Origin of the sequence: Brevibacterium sp. S22 (assembly GCF_004745485.1) — a bacterium.
In the GTDB taxonomy this organism is placed as follows: Bacteria; Actinomycetota; Actinomycetes; order Actinomycetales; family Brevibacteriaceae; genus Brevibacterium.
This window is the reverse complement of sequence record NZ_RHFG01000001.1, coordinates 114,824-133,102: the sequence shown is the minus strand read 5'-3', so window position 1 is coordinate 133,102 and position 18,279 is coordinate 114,824. Positions and strand designations below refer to the sequence as shown.

Annotated in this window: 13 protein-coding genes; 11 read left to right on the top strand and 2 right to left on the bottom strand. The window is 63.5% G+C overall.

Annotation, left to right across the window (positions count from 1 at the left end):
* Nucleotides 1–90 precede the first annotated feature (90 nt).
* Entirely contained in the window at nt 91–2,319 is a 2,229-nt protein-coding gene (locus EB835_RS00680) for an NADP-dependent isocitrate dehydrogenase (protein WP_135807579.1), read from the bottom strand.
* Nucleotides 2,320–2,476: 157 nt separating this feature from the next.
* Here EB835_RS00680 and EB835_RS00675 point away from each other — a divergent pair, with 157 nt between their 5' ends.
* The 5 genes from EB835_RS00675 to EB835_RS00655 all read left to right on the top strand — a co-directional run bounded on the left by EB835_RS00675 (nt 2,477) and on the right by EB835_RS00655 (nt 7,584).
* A complete protein-coding gene (locus tag EB835_RS00675) occupies nt 2,477–3,118 on the top strand; it encodes a thymidine kinase (RefSeq protein WP_135807578.1) in 642 nt (213 codons plus the stop codon).
* 96 nt (nt 3,119–3,214) lie between these two features.
* Entirely contained in the window at nt 3,215–3,982 is a 768-nt protein-coding gene (locus tag EB835_RS00670) for an alpha/beta fold hydrolase (RefSeq protein WP_135807577.1), read from the top strand.
* Nucleotides 3,983–4,086: 104 nt separating this feature from the next.
* Nucleotides 4,087–5,712 (top strand): SLC13 family permease, encoded by a 1,626-nt coding sequence (locus EB835_RS00665; RefSeq protein WP_135807576.1) that lies wholly within the window; start codon nt 4,087–4,089, stop codon nt 5,710–5,712.
* Between the two features lie 28 nt (nt 5,713–5,740).
* Nucleotides 5,741–6,811, top strand: coding sequence for an NADH:flavin oxidoreductase/NADH oxidase (locus tag EB835_RS00660; protein ID WP_135807575.1), 1,071 nt, complete (start codon nt 5,741–5,743; stop codon nt 6,809–6,811).
* 119 nt (nt 6,812–6,930) lie between these two features.
* On the top strand, nt 6,931–7,584 hold the full coding sequence (locus tag EB835_RS00655; RefSeq protein WP_135807574.1) for an MBL fold metallo-hydrolase: 654 nt from the start codon (nt 6,931–6,933) through the stop codon (nt 7,582–7,584).
* A gap of 51 nt (nt 7,585–7,635) precedes the next feature.
* On the opposite strand, the gene EB835_RS00650 is transcribed toward EB835_RS00655, so the two are convergent.
* Nucleotides 7,636–8,220: a hypothetical protein gene (locus EB835_RS00650; RefSeq protein WP_240688448.1), complete on the bottom strand. Its 585-nt coding sequence runs from the start codon at nt 8,218–8,220 to the stop codon at nt 7,636–7,638.
* 259 nt (nt 8,221–8,479) lie between these two features.
* Between EB835_RS00650 and EB835_RS00645 the strand changes: the two genes are divergently transcribed.
* From EB835_RS00645 to EB835_RS00620, 6 genes are all read left to right on the top strand, one after another.
* Nucleotides 8,480–10,285: an ABC transporter family substrate-binding protein gene (locus EB835_RS00645; protein ID WP_135807573.1), complete on the top strand. Its 1,806-nt coding sequence runs from the start codon at nt 8,480–8,482 to the stop codon at nt 10,283–10,285.
* A gap of 95 nt (nt 10,286–10,380) precedes the next feature.
* Nucleotides 10,381–11,925 carry an ABC transporter permease gene (locus EB835_RS00640; protein ID WP_135807572.1) on the top strand — a complete coding sequence of 515 codons (1,545 nt, stop codon included), beginning with the start codon at nt 10,381–10,383 and terminating at the stop codon, nt 11,923–11,925.
* Nucleotides 11,922–12,953, top strand: a complete 1,032-nt coding sequence (locus EB835_RS00635; protein ID WP_135807571.1) for an ABC transporter permease — start codon at nt 11,922–11,924, stop codon at nt 12,951–12,953. The genes EB835_RS00640 and EB835_RS00635 overlap by 4 nt, the downstream gene beginning before the upstream one ends.
* Entirely contained in the window at nt 12,953–14,875 is a 1,923-nt protein-coding gene (locus tag EB835_RS00630; RefSeq protein WP_135807570.1) for an ABC transporter ATP-binding protein, read from the top strand. Before EB835_RS00635 ends, EB835_RS00630 begins: the two co-directional genes overlap by 1 nt.
* 106 nt (nt 14,876–14,981) lie before the next feature.
* A complete protein-coding gene (gene typA, locus EB835_RS00625) occupies nt 14,982–16,892 on the top strand; it encodes a translational GTPase TypA (protein ID WP_135807569.1) in 1,911 nt (636 codons plus the stop codon).
* Between the two features lie 52 nt (nt 16,893–16,944).
* Nucleotides 16,945–18,267: a PIG-L family deacetylase gene (locus EB835_RS00620; RefSeq protein ID WP_135807568.1), complete on the top strand. Its 1,323-nt coding sequence runs from the start codon at nt 16,945–16,947 to the stop codon at nt 18,265–18,267.
* Nucleotides 18,268–18,279 lie beyond the last annotated feature (12 nt).

Genomic DNA, 18,279 nt, shown 5'->3' with positions numbered 1-18,279 from the left:
CCAGGGTGGATTGCAGAACCAGGGTGGTTTGCAGAAAGAGTCCCGGCAGGGGCTGCCGGGACTCTTCCTCAGTTGGTGTCGAGCAGTGGGTCAGACGGTCTTGCTCAGGGAGGAGATGATCTCGTTGAGCGTTGCCGACGGACGCATCGCCGCGTTCACCAGATCATCGTTGGGGTAGTAGTAGCCGCCCAGGTCGACCGGGCCGCCCTGAACCTCGAGGAGTTCGGTCGCGATGGCGTCCTCCTTCTCGGTCAGTGCCTTCGCCACCGGCGCGATGGCCTCGGCCAGCGCCTCGTCAGAAGTCTGCTCTGCCAGCTTCTGAGCCCAGTAGAGGGTGAGGTAGAAGTGGCTGCCGCGGTTGTCGATCTCGCCGACCTTGCGCGAAGGCGACTTGTTCTCCTCGAGGAACCTGCCCGTAGCGGCATCGAGGGTGTCGGCCAGCACTCCGGCCCGCTCGTTTCCGTGGACGTTGAACTCGTGGCGGAAGGACTCGGCCAGGGCGAGGAACTCACCGAGTGAGTCCCACCGCAGGTGGTTCTCTTCGACGAGCTGCTGGACGTGCTTCGGAGCCGAGCCGCCGGCACCGGTCTCGAACAGTCCGCCGCCTGCGATGAGCGGGACGACGGAGAGCATCTTCGCCGAGGTGCCGAGCTCGAGGATCGGGAACAGGTCCGTGTTGTAGTCACGGAGCACGTTCCCGGTCACCGAGATGGTGTCCTTGCCCTCGCGGATGCGGTCGATGGAGAACTGAGTGGCCTCCACCGGGTTCATGATGCGGATGTCCAGGCCCTCGGTGTCGTGGTCACGCAGGTACTCCTCGACCTTCGCACGGATGTTGGTGTCATGCGCACGAGTCTCATCGAGCCAGAACACGGCCGGGGTCTCCGACAGGCGGGCACGGGTGACAGCGAGCTTGACCCAGTCCCGGACGGGGACGTCCTTCGTCTGGCAGGCGCGCCAGATGTCACCGGCGGCGACCTCATGGCTCATGAGGACCTCACCGGCGGAGTTGACGACCTCGACGGTGCCGGCCTCGGAAATCTCGAAGGTCTTGTCGTGGCTGCCGTACTCTTCGGCCTTCTGGGCCATGAGACCGACGTTGGGCACGGTGCCCATGGTCGTCGGATCGAAGGCGCCCTTGGCCTGGCAGTCCTCGATGACGGTCTGGTAGACGCCGGCGTAGGACGAGTCGGGGATGACGGCCAGGGTGTCCTGGGTCTGGTCGTCCTTGTTCCACATCTTGCCGCCGACGCGGATCATCGCGGGCATGGAGGCGTCGACGATGACGTCGGAGGGCACGTGGAGGTTCGTGATGCCCTTGTGCGAGTTGACCATGGCCAGGTCGGGACCATCGGCCAAGCCCTTCTCGATTCCGGCCTTGACCCCGGCGGCGACGTCGGCATCGAGGGCATCGAGCCCGCCGAGGATGGCGGCCAGTCCGTTGTCGGAGGTCAGCCCCGCCTCGGCGAGGACATCACCGTATTCGGCGAAGACATCGGGGAAGAAGGCCTCGATGACCTTCCCGAAGAGGATGGGGTCGGAGACCTTCATCATCGTGGCCTTGAGGTGGACGGAGAAGAGGACGCCGTCGGCCTTGGCAGCGGCGATCTGATCCTTGACGAACTCGTCGAGGGCGGCGGCGTTCATCTTCGTCGAATCGATGATCTCGCCGGCGAGGACGGGCAGGGACTGCTTGAGGATCGTGGTCTCGCCGGCTTCGGTGCGCAGGCGGATGGTGAGGGTGTCATCGGCATCGATGATCACGGACTTCTCATTGTCGCGGAAATCGCCCCGGTCCATGGTGGCGACGCGGGTCTTCGAGTCCTTGGACCATTCGCCCATCGAATGCGGGTGGGCCTTGGCGAAGTTCTTCACGGCCTGCGGTGCGCGACGGTCGGAGTTGCCTTCACGCAGAACCGGGTTGACGGCCGAACCCTTGACCTTGTCGTAGCGAGCCCGAACATCCTTCTCCTCATCGGTGGAAGGCTCTTCCGGATAGTCGGGCAGATCGTAGCCCTGGGACTGCAGTTCGGCGATCGTCGCCTTCAGCTGCGGGACCGAAGCGGAGATGTTGGGCAGCTTGATGATGTTGGCATCAGGGGTCTGGGCGAGTGCACCCAGTTCGGCCAGGGCGTCGCCGACCTGCTGGTCTTCGGGCAGGCGGTCGCTGAACTGGGCCAGCACGCGTGCGGCGAGAGAGATGTCTCGAGTCTCAACCTCGACACCGGCCGACGTAGCGAAGGCTTCGATGATGGGTTTGAGCGAATACGTCGCCAGAAGCGGCGCTTCATCCGTGCGCGTGTAAATGATTTTAGCCATAGTTGTGGACCACTCCGCATCTTCTTGGGGTTTGTCGCCCTCCATCCTACCTTCTGGGCCATTTCAGCAGTCGGGTCAGGCCGATGATGGTGCTCACATCTGACGTCGGCACCCGGTAGTCTTCTGTGTCGGCACGGACAACAGAAAGAGGACGACAGTGGCCAAACTCTACTTCCGGTACGGAGCGATGAATTCGGGCAAGTCGACCGCTCTGCTGCAGGCGGCCTTCAACTATGAGGAGCGCGGTCAGCGGGTCCTGCTGGCCAAACCGCTCATCGACACCAAGGGAGCATCGCAGATCGTGTCCCGGCTGGGAGTCACTCGAGAGGTCGACTTCGTCATCCCCGCCGACGGCGACGTTGAGACGATCTATGCCGAACATGCGGACTACGTCGACCACGATGCCCTCATCGAGTCCATCGACGCTCCGAAGGTCCCGGTCTCGTGCCTGCTCATCGACGAGGCGCAGTTCCTCACCCCTGTCCAAGTGGATTCGCTGATGCGCATCGCTACGAATGCCTCGGTGCCGGTGATGTGCTACGGAATCCGCACGGACTTCCAGACGAAGGCGTTCCCCGGATCGGCCCGGCTGCTCGAGATCGCCCATACCCTCGAGGAGCTCAAGACGATCTGTCGCTGCGGTCGCAAGGCCATGTTCAACGGCCGGCTCGTGGACGGACGGTTCATCTTCGACGGCGATCAGGTCGCCATCGACGGCAACACTGTGACCTATGAATCACTGTGCCCGAGCTGTTATCTCGAGTACTCCGACGGTAGGCTTTCAACGACAGACTCCTGACCGATCCCGACACAGCTTCCCCGTCGCATCCAGCTCGTCGACTTCCGTCACATCCAGTCGAATTTCCGACGCACCTCAAGTTCTCAAGGAGCCTCCATGCGCATCGCCGTCCGTGCCTTCAACGACAATCCCGGTTCTCCCGTCCTCGTCTTCGGCAACGCTCTGGGCACACGGATGCCCTTGTGGACGCCCGTAGCCGCACGCTTGGCCGACGACTATCAGATCTACCTCACCGACCTTCCGGGGCACACCGTGGCCAACGGTGGATCGGCCGCCCCGCTGACAGTCGAAGCGCTGGCTTCCGGTGTCGTCGAGTCCCTCGCCGAGGTCGGGGTCGAGTCCTTCGCCTACTGCGGAGTCTCGATCTCCGGCGCTGTCGGTCTGACTCTGGCACTGAACCATCCCGACGTCCTGACAGGACTCATCGCCTGCGCGACTGCCGAGAAGTTCGGCACCCCGGAGTCATGGGACGAACGCATCGGCCAAGTCCGCGCCGACGGAACCCGGAGCATCGTCGATGACACCGCCGACCGGTGGTTCGCCGCCGGATTCCTCGGCGAGGACATCGCCACCGGTCACCTCATCCTCTCCGACCTCGCGCTGGTCGATGATGAGGTCTACAGCGCGGCCGCCTCGGCGCTGAAGACCTACGATCTGAGCGGAAAGCTCGGTTCGATCAGCACCCCGACGCTGGTCGTGGCCGGGGCCCAGGACCCCGGCTGCACCCCGGAGGCGATGTCAGAGATGGCCCAGCAGATCGAGGGCGCGCACTTCGTCACGATCCCGGACTCGGCGCACCTGTCGATGGTCGAACACCCCGAGATCGTCGCCGACCATATCCAGGAGTTCTGCGGCCAGCTGTAGGAACGCTTGCGCCCACGGGTCAAGGGCTCCTCTGTCGATGGTGAGACCACTTCTGGAGTAGGCTGTGCCAAAGCACAGGCAAACCTGCTCGATGAGGAGTGAGAATGTCCCCGCGCCCGAGTTCCCCTGATTTCACATCCACCGAGGTCGACCTGCGCTCTCCCGGGGAACGAGAACCCGGAATCAGCCGCACCACCCTGCGAATCAGGTGGACCGGGTTCCTGCTCGGCCTCATCTTCTCCACTCTGATCTATGCGATCATGCCTGCCGATATCGGGCATGGTGCCAAACTGACCGCGGCGGTCGCGGTGCTCATGGCGGCCTGGTGGATGACGGAAGCGCTGCCGATCGCAGCGACCTCCCTCGTTCCGCTCGTGGCGTTCCCCGTGTTCGGCACGGACGTCGAGATGGAGACCGTCGGCGCCTCGTACGGGAATCCGATCATCTTCCTCTTCCTCGGCGGCTTCCTCATCGCCCTGGCGATGCAGCGGTGGAATCTGCACCGTCGCATCGCACTCGTGACGCTGAGCATCATGGGTGACCGGCCAGGACCGATGATCGCTGGCTTCATGATCGCCACCGGGTTCATCTCGATGTGGGTGTCGAATACGGCGACCGCAGTGATGATGTTGCCGATCGGCATGTCGGTGCTCATGATCGTGTCGAAGGTTGTGGGCACCGCCTTCAACAAAACGGCGGATCCTGACGGAGACGGGACAGAAGACGCCGTCGGCGCTGCCGACAGACCGAGCGACGGCGGCGATGACACCGGCATCGGCGCGGTCGTGAAGTCGAACTTCGGCACCGCGCTCATGCTCGGCATCGCCTACTCCGCGTCGATCGGGTCGCTGGGCACCATCATCGGCACTCCTCCCAATCTCTTCCTCGTCGGCTATCTCAAAGACAACTACGACATCTCCATCGGCTTCGGCCAGTGGATGATCGTCGGTGTGCCCCTGTCGGTGGTGATGATGGCCATCGCCTGGTTCCTCTTGGTCAAGGTACTGTTCAGACCGGAGATCGACAGGATTCCCGGAGGGCGTGAGCTCATCCGCGATGAACTTGCCAAACTCGGCCCCATGTCCACAGGTGAGAAGCTCGTGCTCGCGATGTTCGTCCTTGCCGCCGTCAGTTGGATCTCGCTGCCGCTGATCTTTGACGAGCCGCCGATCAGCGACGAAGGCATCGCCATGGTCGTGGGGCTCCTGCTCTTCCTCATCCCCGGCGGAGCAAACCGGGGAGTTCGGCTCCTCGACTGGGCGACGGCGGAGAAGCTGCCCTGGGGAGTCCTCCTGCTCTTCGGCGGCGGGCTCGCTCTCTCCGCACAGTTCTCGGATTCGGGCCTGACCGAATGGATCGGCAAGACCACCAGTGGTCTCGGGGTTCTTCCGACAATGCTCGTCGTTGCGATCTTCGCGGCAATCATCCTCTTCCTCACAGAATTGACCTCGAATACCGCAACCGCGGCGACGTTCGTTCCGGTCGTCGGCGGAGTGGCCATGGGCCTCAGCCTCGACCCGCTGCTGCTGACGATTCCCGTTGCCCTGGCCGCGACGTGCGCGTTCATGCTGCCGGTCGCGACCCCACCCAACGCGGTGGCGTTCGGCTCGGGATATGTCACCGTGGCGCAGATGGTCAAGGGCGGGCTGTGGCTCAATGTCATCGGCATCGTGCTCATCACCGCCACGGTGTATCTGCTCGCCGTTCCGGTATTCGGGATCGCTGTCTGAGGACGAGCGGAACTGGCAGACTGATGGCATGACTGAGCTGTTCGAACCGCTGACTCTGCGGGGGACCGAGATTCCCAACCGCATCTGGCTGGCCCCGATGTGCCAGTACTCCTGCGAAGCCGAAGACGGAATGCCCGGCCCGTGGCACCTCGTCCACCTCGGTGCCCGAGCGCAGGGCGGATTCGGACTCATCCTCACAGAGGCCTCGGCCGTCGTCCCCGAAGGGCGCATCTCACCGCAGGACGCCGGGATCTGGAACGACGATCAGGCCGACTCCTGGTCGGCGGTCGTCGACTTCGTCCACTCCCAGGGCAGCGTCATCGGCATCCAGCTCGCTCACGCCGGCCGCAAGGCGAGCACCTATCGTCCCTTCACCGGTGAACCGAAGGGCAGCGTGCCCGAGTCCGAGGGCGGGTGGCCGACGTTCGGCGCCAGCCCCATCGCCTATCCGAAGCTCGCCGAGCCTGCGGAGATGACCAAGGACGATATCGCCGAGGTGGTCGCCGCCTTCGCCGCTGCGGCCCGTCGTTCGATCGACGCCGGTTTCGATCTCGTCGAGCTCCACTCCGCTCACGGCTACCTGCTCCATTCGTTCCTGTCCCCGCTGTCGAATCAGCGCAGCGACGAATACGGCGGCGACCTCGCCGGACGGTCTCGACTGCTGCACGAGGTCTATGCCGCGGTGCGCGCCGAAGTCGGAGACGATGTGCCGGTGTTCGTGCGCATCTCGGCGAGCGAATGGACCGACGGCGGTTTCGACGTCGCCGAGGCCGCCGAGGTCAGCCGTACTCTGTCTGAAGCCGGAGTCGACCTCATCGACGTCTCCTCGGGCGGCAACTATCCGGTGCGGATCCCCATCGGTCCCGGTTACCAGGTGTCCCTGGCCGCAGCGATTCGGGCAGAAGGCGTCCCGACCGGAGCCGTGGGACTCATCACCGACCCGAAGCAGGCCGAGACCATCCTCAGCACGGGTCAGGCCGATGCGATCTTCATGGCCAGAGCCGCTCTGCGCGAACCCTCATGGCCACAGCGCGCCGCCCACGTGCTCGGCGTCGAACCCGGACCCTACCCTCCGCAGTACACGCGCGGATCCTGGTGATCCATCCGTGATCGCTGCGGACGCTCCGCAGCGATCGGGGCACCCGACCAGCCATCACCGAACCATTCGCCCAGACAGAAGACATCGAGCCGAGACAGAACAGATTGAGGAGTACGGAAATGAACACGATCGAAACCGAGCACGTCGTCATCCGATCTATTGCGGTCTCCGAGATGGCGAACAACGTCTACCTGCTCACAGGCAGGGAGACCGGTTCCCAGGTGCTCATCGATGCCGCTGATGATGCCGATGGGATCGCCGATCTCATCAGCTCCGGCGCCCAGGACACCGAAGCCGAGCCGACTCTGCGGGCGATCATCACCACGCACCAGCATTGGGATCATATCCGGGCTCTGCAGGCCACCTCGGCGAACTATCCGGAGGCGATGACCATCGCCGGTGCCGCGGACGCGGCCGCCATCACCGAGGCGGAAGGCGTAGAGATCGCGCACTCCGTCGATCACCTCGACGTCGGGGACTTCGGCGGATTCGTCCTCCAGGCCATCGGACTGCGCGGACACACTCCCGGCTCGACAGCGCTGCTCCTTCGTGACGGGGGAAAGACGATCCTGTTCTCCGGCGATTCGCTGTTCCCAGGCGGACCGGGCAAGACCTGGTCGGCCGAGGACTTCACATCTCTGATGGACGACCTCGAAGATCGGATCTTCGGTGAGCTTCCGGATGAGACGCTCGTTCTGCCCGGGCATGGAGACTCGACGACTCTGGGTGACGAGCGCCCGAAACTGGGGGAGTGGCGCGAACGCGGGTGGTGACCGCGGTCCTGCGCAGGCTTCAGACGATGGTGAGAGCCTTCAGAGAGTTCCTCAGCTCGGCAGTGCGGCGAAGCCGATGAGCGCCCACGCGATGGCGAGGAGTCCCACGGCGACGATGCCGATGTTCCATCTCGTCTCGACCCTGCGCTGCCCGCCTGGGTTGGCCAGCTCTTCGTCGCTGAGAGCCGAATAGCGTTCGAGCACGGTGTCGACGGCCGGGTTGGGATCCTCGACCAGCCGGCGGATACCGTGCTCGTCCTTCTCCCACTTCTTGCCCTTGCCGGCCAGCGGCCATGAGGCGAACTTCTTCGCATGAGTGCGCACGCTGAGACCGAAGTGGGTCTCAAAGCCGTCGACGAGGTTCCATGGGATCGTCACGGTCTGCAGGGGATTGACCAAGACGATCTGCCGGCGGTGCAGCTCGACACGGGGATACCGGTAGAAGACGAAGACCAAGGTGCCGACGGCCAGCGGGATGCCAGCGGCGGCGAGTCCGCGCAGTGTGAAATCGCCGAAGACGATGGAGATCACACCCAAGGCGCAGAGCCCGCCGACGATGAAGAACAGAGCCGTCGAGCTCGTCGTCCGCACGACGGTCGGCTCGGTGTCATTGCGATCTATCTCACTGTCAGCCACCTGTTCATCCTATCCACTGAGACTGAGCAAAAGTTGTCTGTTCTCTTAGTCTCGAAACGGTAACGATTGCGAAATTTGCTCATTATGTGGACTCGGTCACAGTCCTCAGTGAATTAGCTTTGATGCAATCCATGTGAAAAACATGAACGCGGTCACATGTGCTTCGGCCTCTGCCGACGCTGCGGATGTGACCGGAATGCACTCCGGTTTTGGGGTGCACGTACGAGGGTGACTCGCCCTAGAACAACAAGGAGAGAACGTGAACAAGCGCTTCCTCGCGGCCGGCGCCTCTGTGGCTGCCGCTGCAATGGTGCTCACCGCCTGCACACCCCCTGGCGGAGGCGATGATGAAGAGTCGTCGAACAACTCAACACTCAATATCGGGTGGAATGAGTCCTTCCGATCGATGAATACCCAGACCGCAAACGGAAATGCGGCCTCGAATGCCCTCCTCACCTACCTGATGAACGACAACTTCGGGTACTACGACGACAACCTCGAAGTTCAGGACGGCAACCTCGGTACGGTGGAGCAGGTCTCAGAAGATCCGCTGAAGGTCAAGTACACATTCAACGACGATGCAAAGTGGTCCGACGGCACACCCGTCGACGCCGCTGACTTGGCGCTGACCTGGGCCGGCAGGTCGACGAACTTCAACACCGTCGAGTCGAACAACGACGACGACGGAGCGGTGAAGGAGAACGACGCGAAGACTGTCTACTTCGATTCCTCGACTGTCGGGGCATCGCTGATCAAGGACTTCCCGGAGATCTCCGATGACGGCAAGGAGCTCACCTTCGAATACACCAAACCCTATGCCGATTGGGCCGACGAGTTCGGCATCGGTCCCGATGGCGTGGGAGTGCCTTCGCATATCGTCGCGAAGAAGGCTCTCGGCGTCGATGATCCGGAAGAGGGCAAGCAGGCCATCCTCGATGCGATCAAGGACGAGGACACCGAGAAGCTCTCGAAGATCTCGAACACCTGGAACACCGGCTTCGATTTCACATCGATGCCGAAAGACGAGGATCTCCTCGTCCACAACGGACCGTACAAAATCACGAAGTTCGAAGAAGGCCAGTACCTCACGCTCGAACTCGACGACAACTACACGGGCCCGAACAAACCGAAGGTCAACACCGTGACCGTGCGTTACAACGGTGATCCGATGGCCATGGTCCAGGCGGTGGAGAACGGCGAAGTCGACTTCACCCAGCCGCAGGCGACGGCTGACGTGCTCTCGGCTGCCGAGGACCTCGACGGCGTCACCGTCGAAGCCGGCGACGGCGCGACCTATGAGCATGTCGACTTCACCTTCGACAACAAGGGGCCCTTCGACCCCGAAGCCAACGGCGGAGACGAGGAGAAGGCGAAGAAGGTGCGGCAGGCGTTCCTGCACACCGTCCCGCGTCAGGACATCGTCGACAAGATCATCAAGCCGCTCAACGATGAAGCTGTCACTCGTGACTCCTTCAACCAGGTGCCCGGATCCCCGCTGTACGACGGTATCGTCGCAGGCAATGGCATCGACGCCTACGAAGAGGTCGATGTCGACGCTGCGAAGAAGCTCCTCAAGGAGGCGGGCGTCGAGTCACCCAAGGTCCGTGTCATGTACGACAACACGAACTCCCGGCGCCAGCAGGAGTTCCAGCTGGTCAAGGAATCGGCGGAGAAGGCCGGATTCGAGATCGAAGACGTCGGTGATGTCAACTGGGGAACTCGCCTCGGTGATGGGACATATGATGTGTCGATCTTCGGATGGCAGTCCGAAGGCACCGGAATCACCGAAGCCGATGCGAACTTCCGCACCGGTGCTCAGAACAACTATGGGGGCTATTCGAGCGACGAGACGAACGACATCCTCGACAAGATCCTCGTGGCACCCGAAGAGGACCATGAGAAGCTGTCGACGGAACTCGAGAAGCAGCTCACAGACGATGCCTTCGGCGCACCGCTGTTCCAGCACCCCGAGCTGCTCATCTACAGCGACAAGCTGAAGAATGCGTCGTCGACGACCGTTTCACCGACTCTGATGTGGAACTACTGGGAGTGGGAGACGAACTGACCCTGGTCGGTTCCTCTCCACACACCATCCGTTGTGGGGATCACTGTGTGGTCCCCACAACGGCGTCTTCAGAAGTTTGAAACGGACAGCCCGCTATGATCAGATTCATCCTCCGACGACTCCTTTCGACTGTGCTCGTGCTGCTTGTCGTCACCTTCGTCCTCTACCTCCTGCTCAACGTGGCCCTGGATTTCTTCTGGGACCTGCGTTCGAGCACCTCTCCGAACATCGAAGCTCTCTACGAGTCGCGTCGTCGACTCCTTGACCTCGACACCCCCGCAGTCGTGCGCTACTTCAAGTGGCTCGCCGGTGTGGGCGGCTGCGCCATCGGCCAATGTGACTTCGGCATCGCCTGGAAGTCCGGCCAAGAGGTCACCGACCAGCTGCAGGGCGCGATCGTCAACACGATCAAGCTCATCACCGCCTCGACGATCGTGGCCATCATCTTCGGCATCGCCGTCGGTATGATCTCGGCCATCCGCCAGTACTCGGGCTTCGACTACTTCATCACCTTCGTCTCGTTCCTCCTCTACTCGCTGCCTGTCTTCTGGGTGGCAGTGCTGCTCAAGCAGTACGGCGCGATCGACATCAACAACTTCATCAACGATCCGACACTGGACTCCTGGTGGCCGATCATCATCGGCTGTGTGGCGATGGGGCTGTTCTGGATGGGTGCGCTCGGCGGCAGCGCCAGACGACGGATCATCACCTTTGCCGCCGCCGCTCTCATCACCTTCGGCACTGTCTACTACATCCTCGCCAGCGGCTGGATGCAGCAGCCGACGATCGGTCTCCTCGGTGTCGTCGTCATCGGCGCCGGCGCGGCTGTCGTGATGACGTTCCTGTCGACGGGGCTGAAGAATCGCCGCGTGCTCTACGCCTCGCTCACCACAGTCGTCATCGGCGCGCTGCTCTACTGGCCGCTGATGAACCTCTTCTACTACGTCGGGATGAATTGGCTGTGGATGTTCGGTCTCCTCATCGTCGCGATCGCGATCGCCATCGCAGTCGGACTGGCATTCCGCGGCCCGGATCCCTGGGACACTGCACGGACGACGAGCTTCACTGCCATCATCGTGGCTGTGCTCATCTTCGCCGACCGCGTGCTGCAGGGCTGGCAGGACTATTCGAACGACCCAGCGATCAACAACCGCCCGATCGCGACGATCGGTGCCTCTGCACCGAACATCGACGGTGACTTCTGGATCACGAACCTCGACTCGTTCACTCACCTGCTGCTGCCGTCGATCGCTCTGGTGCTGATCTCCTTCGCCTCCTACACCCGCTACACCCGCGGTTCGATGCTCGAGGTCATGGGGCAGGACTACATCCGCACGGCGCGAGCCAAAGGCCTCAACGAGCGCACGGTGATCATGCGCCATGCCCTGCGCAATGCACTGCTGCCGCTGGCGTCGATCATCCCCGTCGACATCATCACCATGATCGGCGGTGCCGTGATCACGGAGACGATCTTCGGCTGGAACGGCATGGGCAAGCTCTTCATCGACTCGATGAGGCAGGCCGAACTCGATCCGGTCATGGCCTACATCCTGATCACGGGTCTGCTCGCCATCATCGCAAACCTGGTCGCGGACTTCCTCTACGCCGTCCTCGACCCGAGAATCCGAGTGAACGCATGAGTACCAACAACGACAATCAGAACGCTCTCGCTCTCGACGAAGTCGGGGACAATGCGATCGAGTCGAAGGAAACCGAAGGCCTGTCGCAGGGCAGGATCGTCCTGCGCAAGTTCCTCCGTCACAAGGGTGCGATGATCAGCATCATCGTCCTCGTGCTCGTGGCGATCTTCGCCTTCAGCGCGCAGGGAATCGGCGGCCTGCCCGGCTGGTGGAAGTTCTCCCATACGGCTTCCGGGCAGGTGGCCAATCCCGGTGGTGCGCCGACGTGGTCGCTGTCGTCGATCTTCTCCCTCGGGGACCACCCGTTCGGGCAGGACGAGATCGGCCGCGACAACTTCGCCCGAGTGATGAAGGGGACTCAGATCTCCATCATGGTCATGTTCATCATCGGCGCCGTGTGCCTGGTCATCGGTACGATCGTCGGTGCCGTCGCAGGCTACTACCGCGGCTGGGTCGATTCGATCCTCATGCGCATCACCGACGGCTTCATCATCCTGCCGGTCATCGTCGTCGGCTCCATCCTCGGCGTCCTCGTCGGCGGATCCAGCGGTCCGATGCTCGGCCTGGCGCTCGGCTGCATCCTCTGGGTGGGCCTGGCCCGTCTCGTCCGCGGTGACTTCATGTCACTGCGCGAAAGGGAGTTCGTCGATTCGGCCCGTGTGGCGGGAGCGAGCGACTTCCGCATCATGTTCAAGCACATGCTGCCCAATGCCATGGGCGTCATCATCGTCAACACGACGCTGATCATGAGCCAGGCGATCGTCCTCGAGGCCTCGCTGAGCTATCTCGGCTTCGGCATCCAGCCGCCCGGCATCTCATTGGGCCAGCTCATCAGCGAATACCAGACCTCCTTTGCCACGCGGCCGTGGCTGTTCTGGTGGCCGGGTCTGTTCATCATCATCATCGCCCTGTGCGTGAACTTCATCGGCGACGGCCTGCGCGACGCGTTCGACCCGAGGATGAAGACCATTCCGAGCTGGAGGAAGATGAAGAAAGCCGAACGCATGGCGCAGAAAGGGGCGAACTGATGACTGAGAACACAGCAGATGCCCAGTCGAAGAAGGGGTCCCCGATCCTCGAGGTCAAGGACCTCGGCGTCCAGTTCTGGGTCAGCGACGAATGGTGGATGGCCGCCGAACACCTCGACTACACCGTCAACGCCGGTGAGGTGCTGGCGATCGTCGGTGAGTCCGGTTCGGGAAAGTCGCAGTCGAGCATGTCTCTGCTCGGGCTCCTGCCGAGCAACGGTCGAGCCACCGGTTCGGCGAAGCTCGGTGGGCGTGAGCTCATCGGGATGCCGCCGGAGAAGATACAGCACGTCCGCGGCAACGAGATCTCCGTGATCTTCCAGGAGCCGATGACCGCGCTCAACCCGGTCTATACCGCCGGCTACCAGATCGTCGAGACGCTGCGCGTCCACCTCGACATCGGTCCCAGCGAGGCCAAAGAGAGGGCTCTCGAGCTCATGCGGCTCGTCGAGATCCCTGACCCCGAGGATCGCTTCCATTCCTTCCCGCACCAGCTCTCCGGTGGTCAGCGGCAGCGCATCATGATCGCGCAGGCCCTGGCCTGCCAGCCGAAGCTGCTCATCGCCGACGAGCCGACCACGGCGCTCGACGTCACGGTGCAGGCCGAGATCCTCAAGCTCATGCGCGAGCTGAAGTCGAAGCTCGACGCCGGCATCATCCTCATCACACACGATATGGGCGTGGTGGCGGATATGGCCGACCGCATCATCGTCATGCGCGCGGGCCAGGTGGTCGAATCGGGCACGGCGGAGGAGATCTTCTATCAACCCCAGCATCCGTACACGAAGCAGCTGCTCGATGCTGTTCCCCACCTCGGTGCGGGAACCGAGAACGAAGCATTCGGCGGCAGCATCGGAGATGTCAAGGCCTCGCTGAGCGATATCAGCTCTGACCAGGCCTCGCACGTGTCTGACCCTGTCGGGCTGCAGGACAACGGTGCCGGCGGGGACGGTCTCTCGGAGGCCGGGGCCGCTGATATGGCTGTGGCCGAGGCACGAGCTCAGGCGAACGAGCCGGATCACCGCGAGATCGAGATGGACTCCACTGAGACGTACTACCATCCCGGCTCGCAGGCGGACTTCTCGAAGCCCTCTGCCCTGCAGCTGCGCGATGCTGCGATCGAATATCCCGCGATCGGACGGAAGAAGGCCTTCCGCGCCGCCCACCACATCAATCTCATGATCGCTCCCGGCGAAGTCGTGGGTCTGGTCGGCGAGTCCGGTTCGGGCAAGACCACGATCGGGCGTGCCGCTCTGGGCCTCCTGCCCACTGTCGAAGGCGATATGGTCGTCAACGGCACGAGCATCAAGGGTCTGAGCAACAAGCAGATGCGACCGCTGCGCAAGGAAGTCGGCATCGTGTTCCAGGATCCAGGCTCCTCACTCAACCCGCGACTGCCCGTCGGTGAGTCGATCGGCGAACCGCTCTACCTCCATGAGGGGATGAAGGGACCCGGGCTGAGCAAGCGCGTCGAGGAGCTGCTGACCGCGGTCGAGCTGCCGACGTCGATGCGCAACCGGTACCCGCACGAGCTCTCCGGTGGTCAGCGGCAGCGCATCGGCATCGCCCGCGCACTGACTCTGCGACCGAAGCTGCTCATCGCCGATGAGCCGACCTCGGCGCTCGACGTGTCCGTGCAGGCGAAGGTCCTCGACCTGTTCGAAGGCCTGCAGAAGGAATACGGCTTCGCATGCATGTTCATCAGCCACGATCTGGCAGTGGTCGAACGCATCGCTGAGCGCATCGCGGTGATGCGCCACGGCTACCTCGTCGAGATCGGCAAGTCCTCGCAGGTCGTGTCGAACCCCGTCCACCCGTACACACAGCGCCTGCTGTCGGCGGTTCCGGTCCCGGATCCGAGGGAGCAGCGCAAGCGTCGAGAGGCCAGGGACGCGGTTCTCGAAGCCACGATGAACGCCTGAGTCTGCTCAACCTGACGGCCACCTGCACGCGAGAGCGTGCAGGTGGTGCGTATAATTGTCTGTTGGGTCCGGGCTGGACCGATCTCTCTATCTCAAAAGGTTCTTGATGACTGAAGCCATCACACGACGGGAAAACCGCCGAAATGTAGCAATCGTCGCACACGTCGACCACGGCAAGACCACACTGGTCGATGCCATGCTCCGGCAGACCGGTGTGTTCAGCGAACACGGCGACTTCGCCGAACGCGTCATGGATTCAGGCGACCTCGAACGCGAGAAGGGCATCACCATCCTCGCGAAGAACACCTCGGTCCTCTACAACGGTCCTTCGGCCGGTGAGGACCCCATCGTCATCAACGTCATCGACACTCCGGGCCACGCCGACTTCGGCGGAGAGGTCGAACGCGGACTGTCCATGGTCGACGGCGTCGTCCTCCTCGTCGACGCCTCGGAAGGGCCGCTGCCGCAGACCCGCTTCGTCCTGCGCAAGGCGCTGGCGGCGAAGCTGCCCGTCATCCTCGTGATCAACAAGACCGATCGAGCCGATGCGCGCATCGACGGAGTCGTCGAGGAAGCCCAGGACCTGCTCCTGGGGCTGGCCGCCGACCTCGCCGACGAAGTGCCCGATCTCGACGTCGACTCCGTCCTCGACGTGCCCGTCGTCTTCGCCGCCGCGAAGGCAGGTGCCGCCTCCCTCGAACAGCCCGCCGACGGAGACGTGCCGGACAACCCCGACCTCGAACCGCTGTTCAAGACCATCCTCGAGACGATCCCGGCGCCGGAGATCAACTCCGACGGCATCCTCCAGGCACATGTCACCAACCTCGACGCCTCTCCGTTCCTCGGCCGTCTGGCGTTGCTGCGCATCTTCGGCGGCACGCTGAAGAAGGGGCAGCAGGTCGCCTGGGCCCGCGGCGACGCGATCAGCTCGGTCAAGATCACCGAACTGCTCGAGACACAGGGTCTCGACCGCGTTCCCGCCACGGAGGCCTCGGCCGGTGACATCGTCGCCGTCGCCGGCATCCCCGACATCATGATCGGCGACACGCTCACCGACATCGACAACCCGAAGCCGATGCCGGCGATCATCATCGACGATCCGGCGATCTCGATGACCGTGGGCATCAACACCTCACCGCTGGCCGGCCGTGAGAAGGGCACGAAGGTCACCGCCCGCATGGTCAAGGACCGCCTCGACCAGGAGCTCGTCGGCAACGTCTCCCTCAAGGTCGTGCCGACCGAACGCCCCGACGCCTGGGAGGTGCAGGGACGCGGAGAGCTGGCCCTGGCCATCCTCGTCGAGCAGATGCGCCGCGAAGGCTTCGAGCTCACCGTCGGCAAACCTCAGGTCGTGACCAAACAGGTCGACGGCAAGGTCCATGAGCCCTTCGAAGAGCTCACGATCGACGTTCCGGAGGACTACCTCGGCGCCGTGACCCAGCTGCTTGCCGCACGCAAGGGCGTCATGTCGACCATGACGAACCACGGCACCGGCTGGGTGCGGATGGAGTTCAAGGTTCCGGCACGCGGTCTCATCGGCTTCCGCACCCGGTTCCTCACCGAGACCCGCGGCACCGGAATCGCGAACACGATCTCGGCCGGATACGGTCCGTGGGCCGGCAACATCGAGTTCCGCATCAACGGATCGCTCGTGGCCGACCGCGCCGGAGCCGTCACCCCGTACGCGATGATCAACCTGCAGGACCGCGGCACCTTCTTCGTCGAACCGACCTCCGAAGTCTACGAGGGCCAGATCGTGGGCGAGAACTCGCGCGCTGACGATATGGACGTCAACATCACGAAGGAGAAGAAGCTGACGAACATGCGTTCGGCATCGGCTGACAGCTTCGAGAACCTCACTCCGCCGCGCAGGCTGACCCTCGAAGAGAGCCTCGAATTCGCCCGTGAGGACGAATGCGTCGAGGTCACCCCGGGGGCCATCCGCATCCGCAAGGTCGAACTCGACCAGAAGGAACGCGCAAAGCTCTACGCGAAGATGCGCCGCCAGAACGCCTGAGCCGGACATCCACTGCCGGCAGCACCGAATGACCTCGAGCACCCAGGAACCAATGACTGTTACGCCACGCGTCCTCCTCGTGCACGCTCATCCCGACGATGAGACGATCACGACGGGCGGCACGATCGCCGCATTGGTCTCCGAAGGTGCCGAGGTCATGGTGCTCACCGCCACCCGCGGTGAGGGCGGCGAGGTCATCCCCGCAGAGCTGCAGCAGCTCGAAGGCGACCGTGCTGGTCTCGCCCGGGTCCGCGAACAGGAGATCGCCGAGGCGATGCGTGCTCTCGGTGTGCGCATGCACACCTTCCTCGGCGGGACCACCCGGACCTTCGAGGATTCGGGAATGGAGTGGGGGCCGGACGGGCACGCCCAACCCGCATCGACGATGCCCGACAATGCCCTGTGTGCAGCCGATGCCATGACCGTGGCCCGGCATATCGCCGCCGTCATCGACGCCTTCGAACCGCATGCGGTCATCACCTATGCCGCCAACGGCGGATACGGACACCCCGACCATGTGCGGGTGCACGAGGCCACGACCCTGGCCTTCGACCTCGCCGAATGGCGGGCCGGTCGGCTCCTCTATGTCGACACCCCCACCGAGGCGGCTCGCCGGTCATTCGACCCGAATCAAGACGGCTTCGCCGCCACCGGGTTCTCCGCCGCCGAGACGATCCCGGCCAAACCCCCGGTCGGGCAGATCGTCATCGACCAGGACGTCACCACGGCGCTGCCAGCCAAACGGGCTGCGTTGGAGGCACACCGCACCCAGGTGAGCGTGTCCGGCGGATTCTTCGCTCTGTCCAACGGTGTGGGTCAGAAGATCGGCGACCGCGAATACTTCTCCATCGGGGCCGGAGCCCCGATCCCAGCCGAATTCCCCAACGGAGGGTCGGCTCCGCACGTGCTCACCGGGCTCGACATCGCAGCGGTGGACGCTCAGCCGAACGCCGCGGCGGCTGCACCTCTGCGACGTCGCCGCGAACCGCGGAAACCCGGAATCTTCGCCTACCTCCACTCCGCCGTACTCGGACTGCTCATCGCCTTCCTCGGCACCATGCAGCACCTCAACGTCACTGTCCTCAACCTCGGCGGAACCACGATCATCCTGCCGTGGGGACTCGTCTTGGCCGTGGCCCTGGCAGCGGCCGGACTGTGGCACCTGAAGACGATGTACCGCAGCAGCGCCCCGATGCTGATCGCCGCCGTCATCATCGCCGTGCTGTCCTTCGCCTTCGGTCAGCCGAAGTGGCTGCCCGGCTCGGATATGATCGTCACCGGCCTGCTGCGCTCCGTCGTGTGGCTGCTCGGACCGATGGTCCTGGCCGCTGTCTTCTCCTTCATCAACGTGCGCGGACGCGATCGCACTCGCTAGACTCGTGCGAAC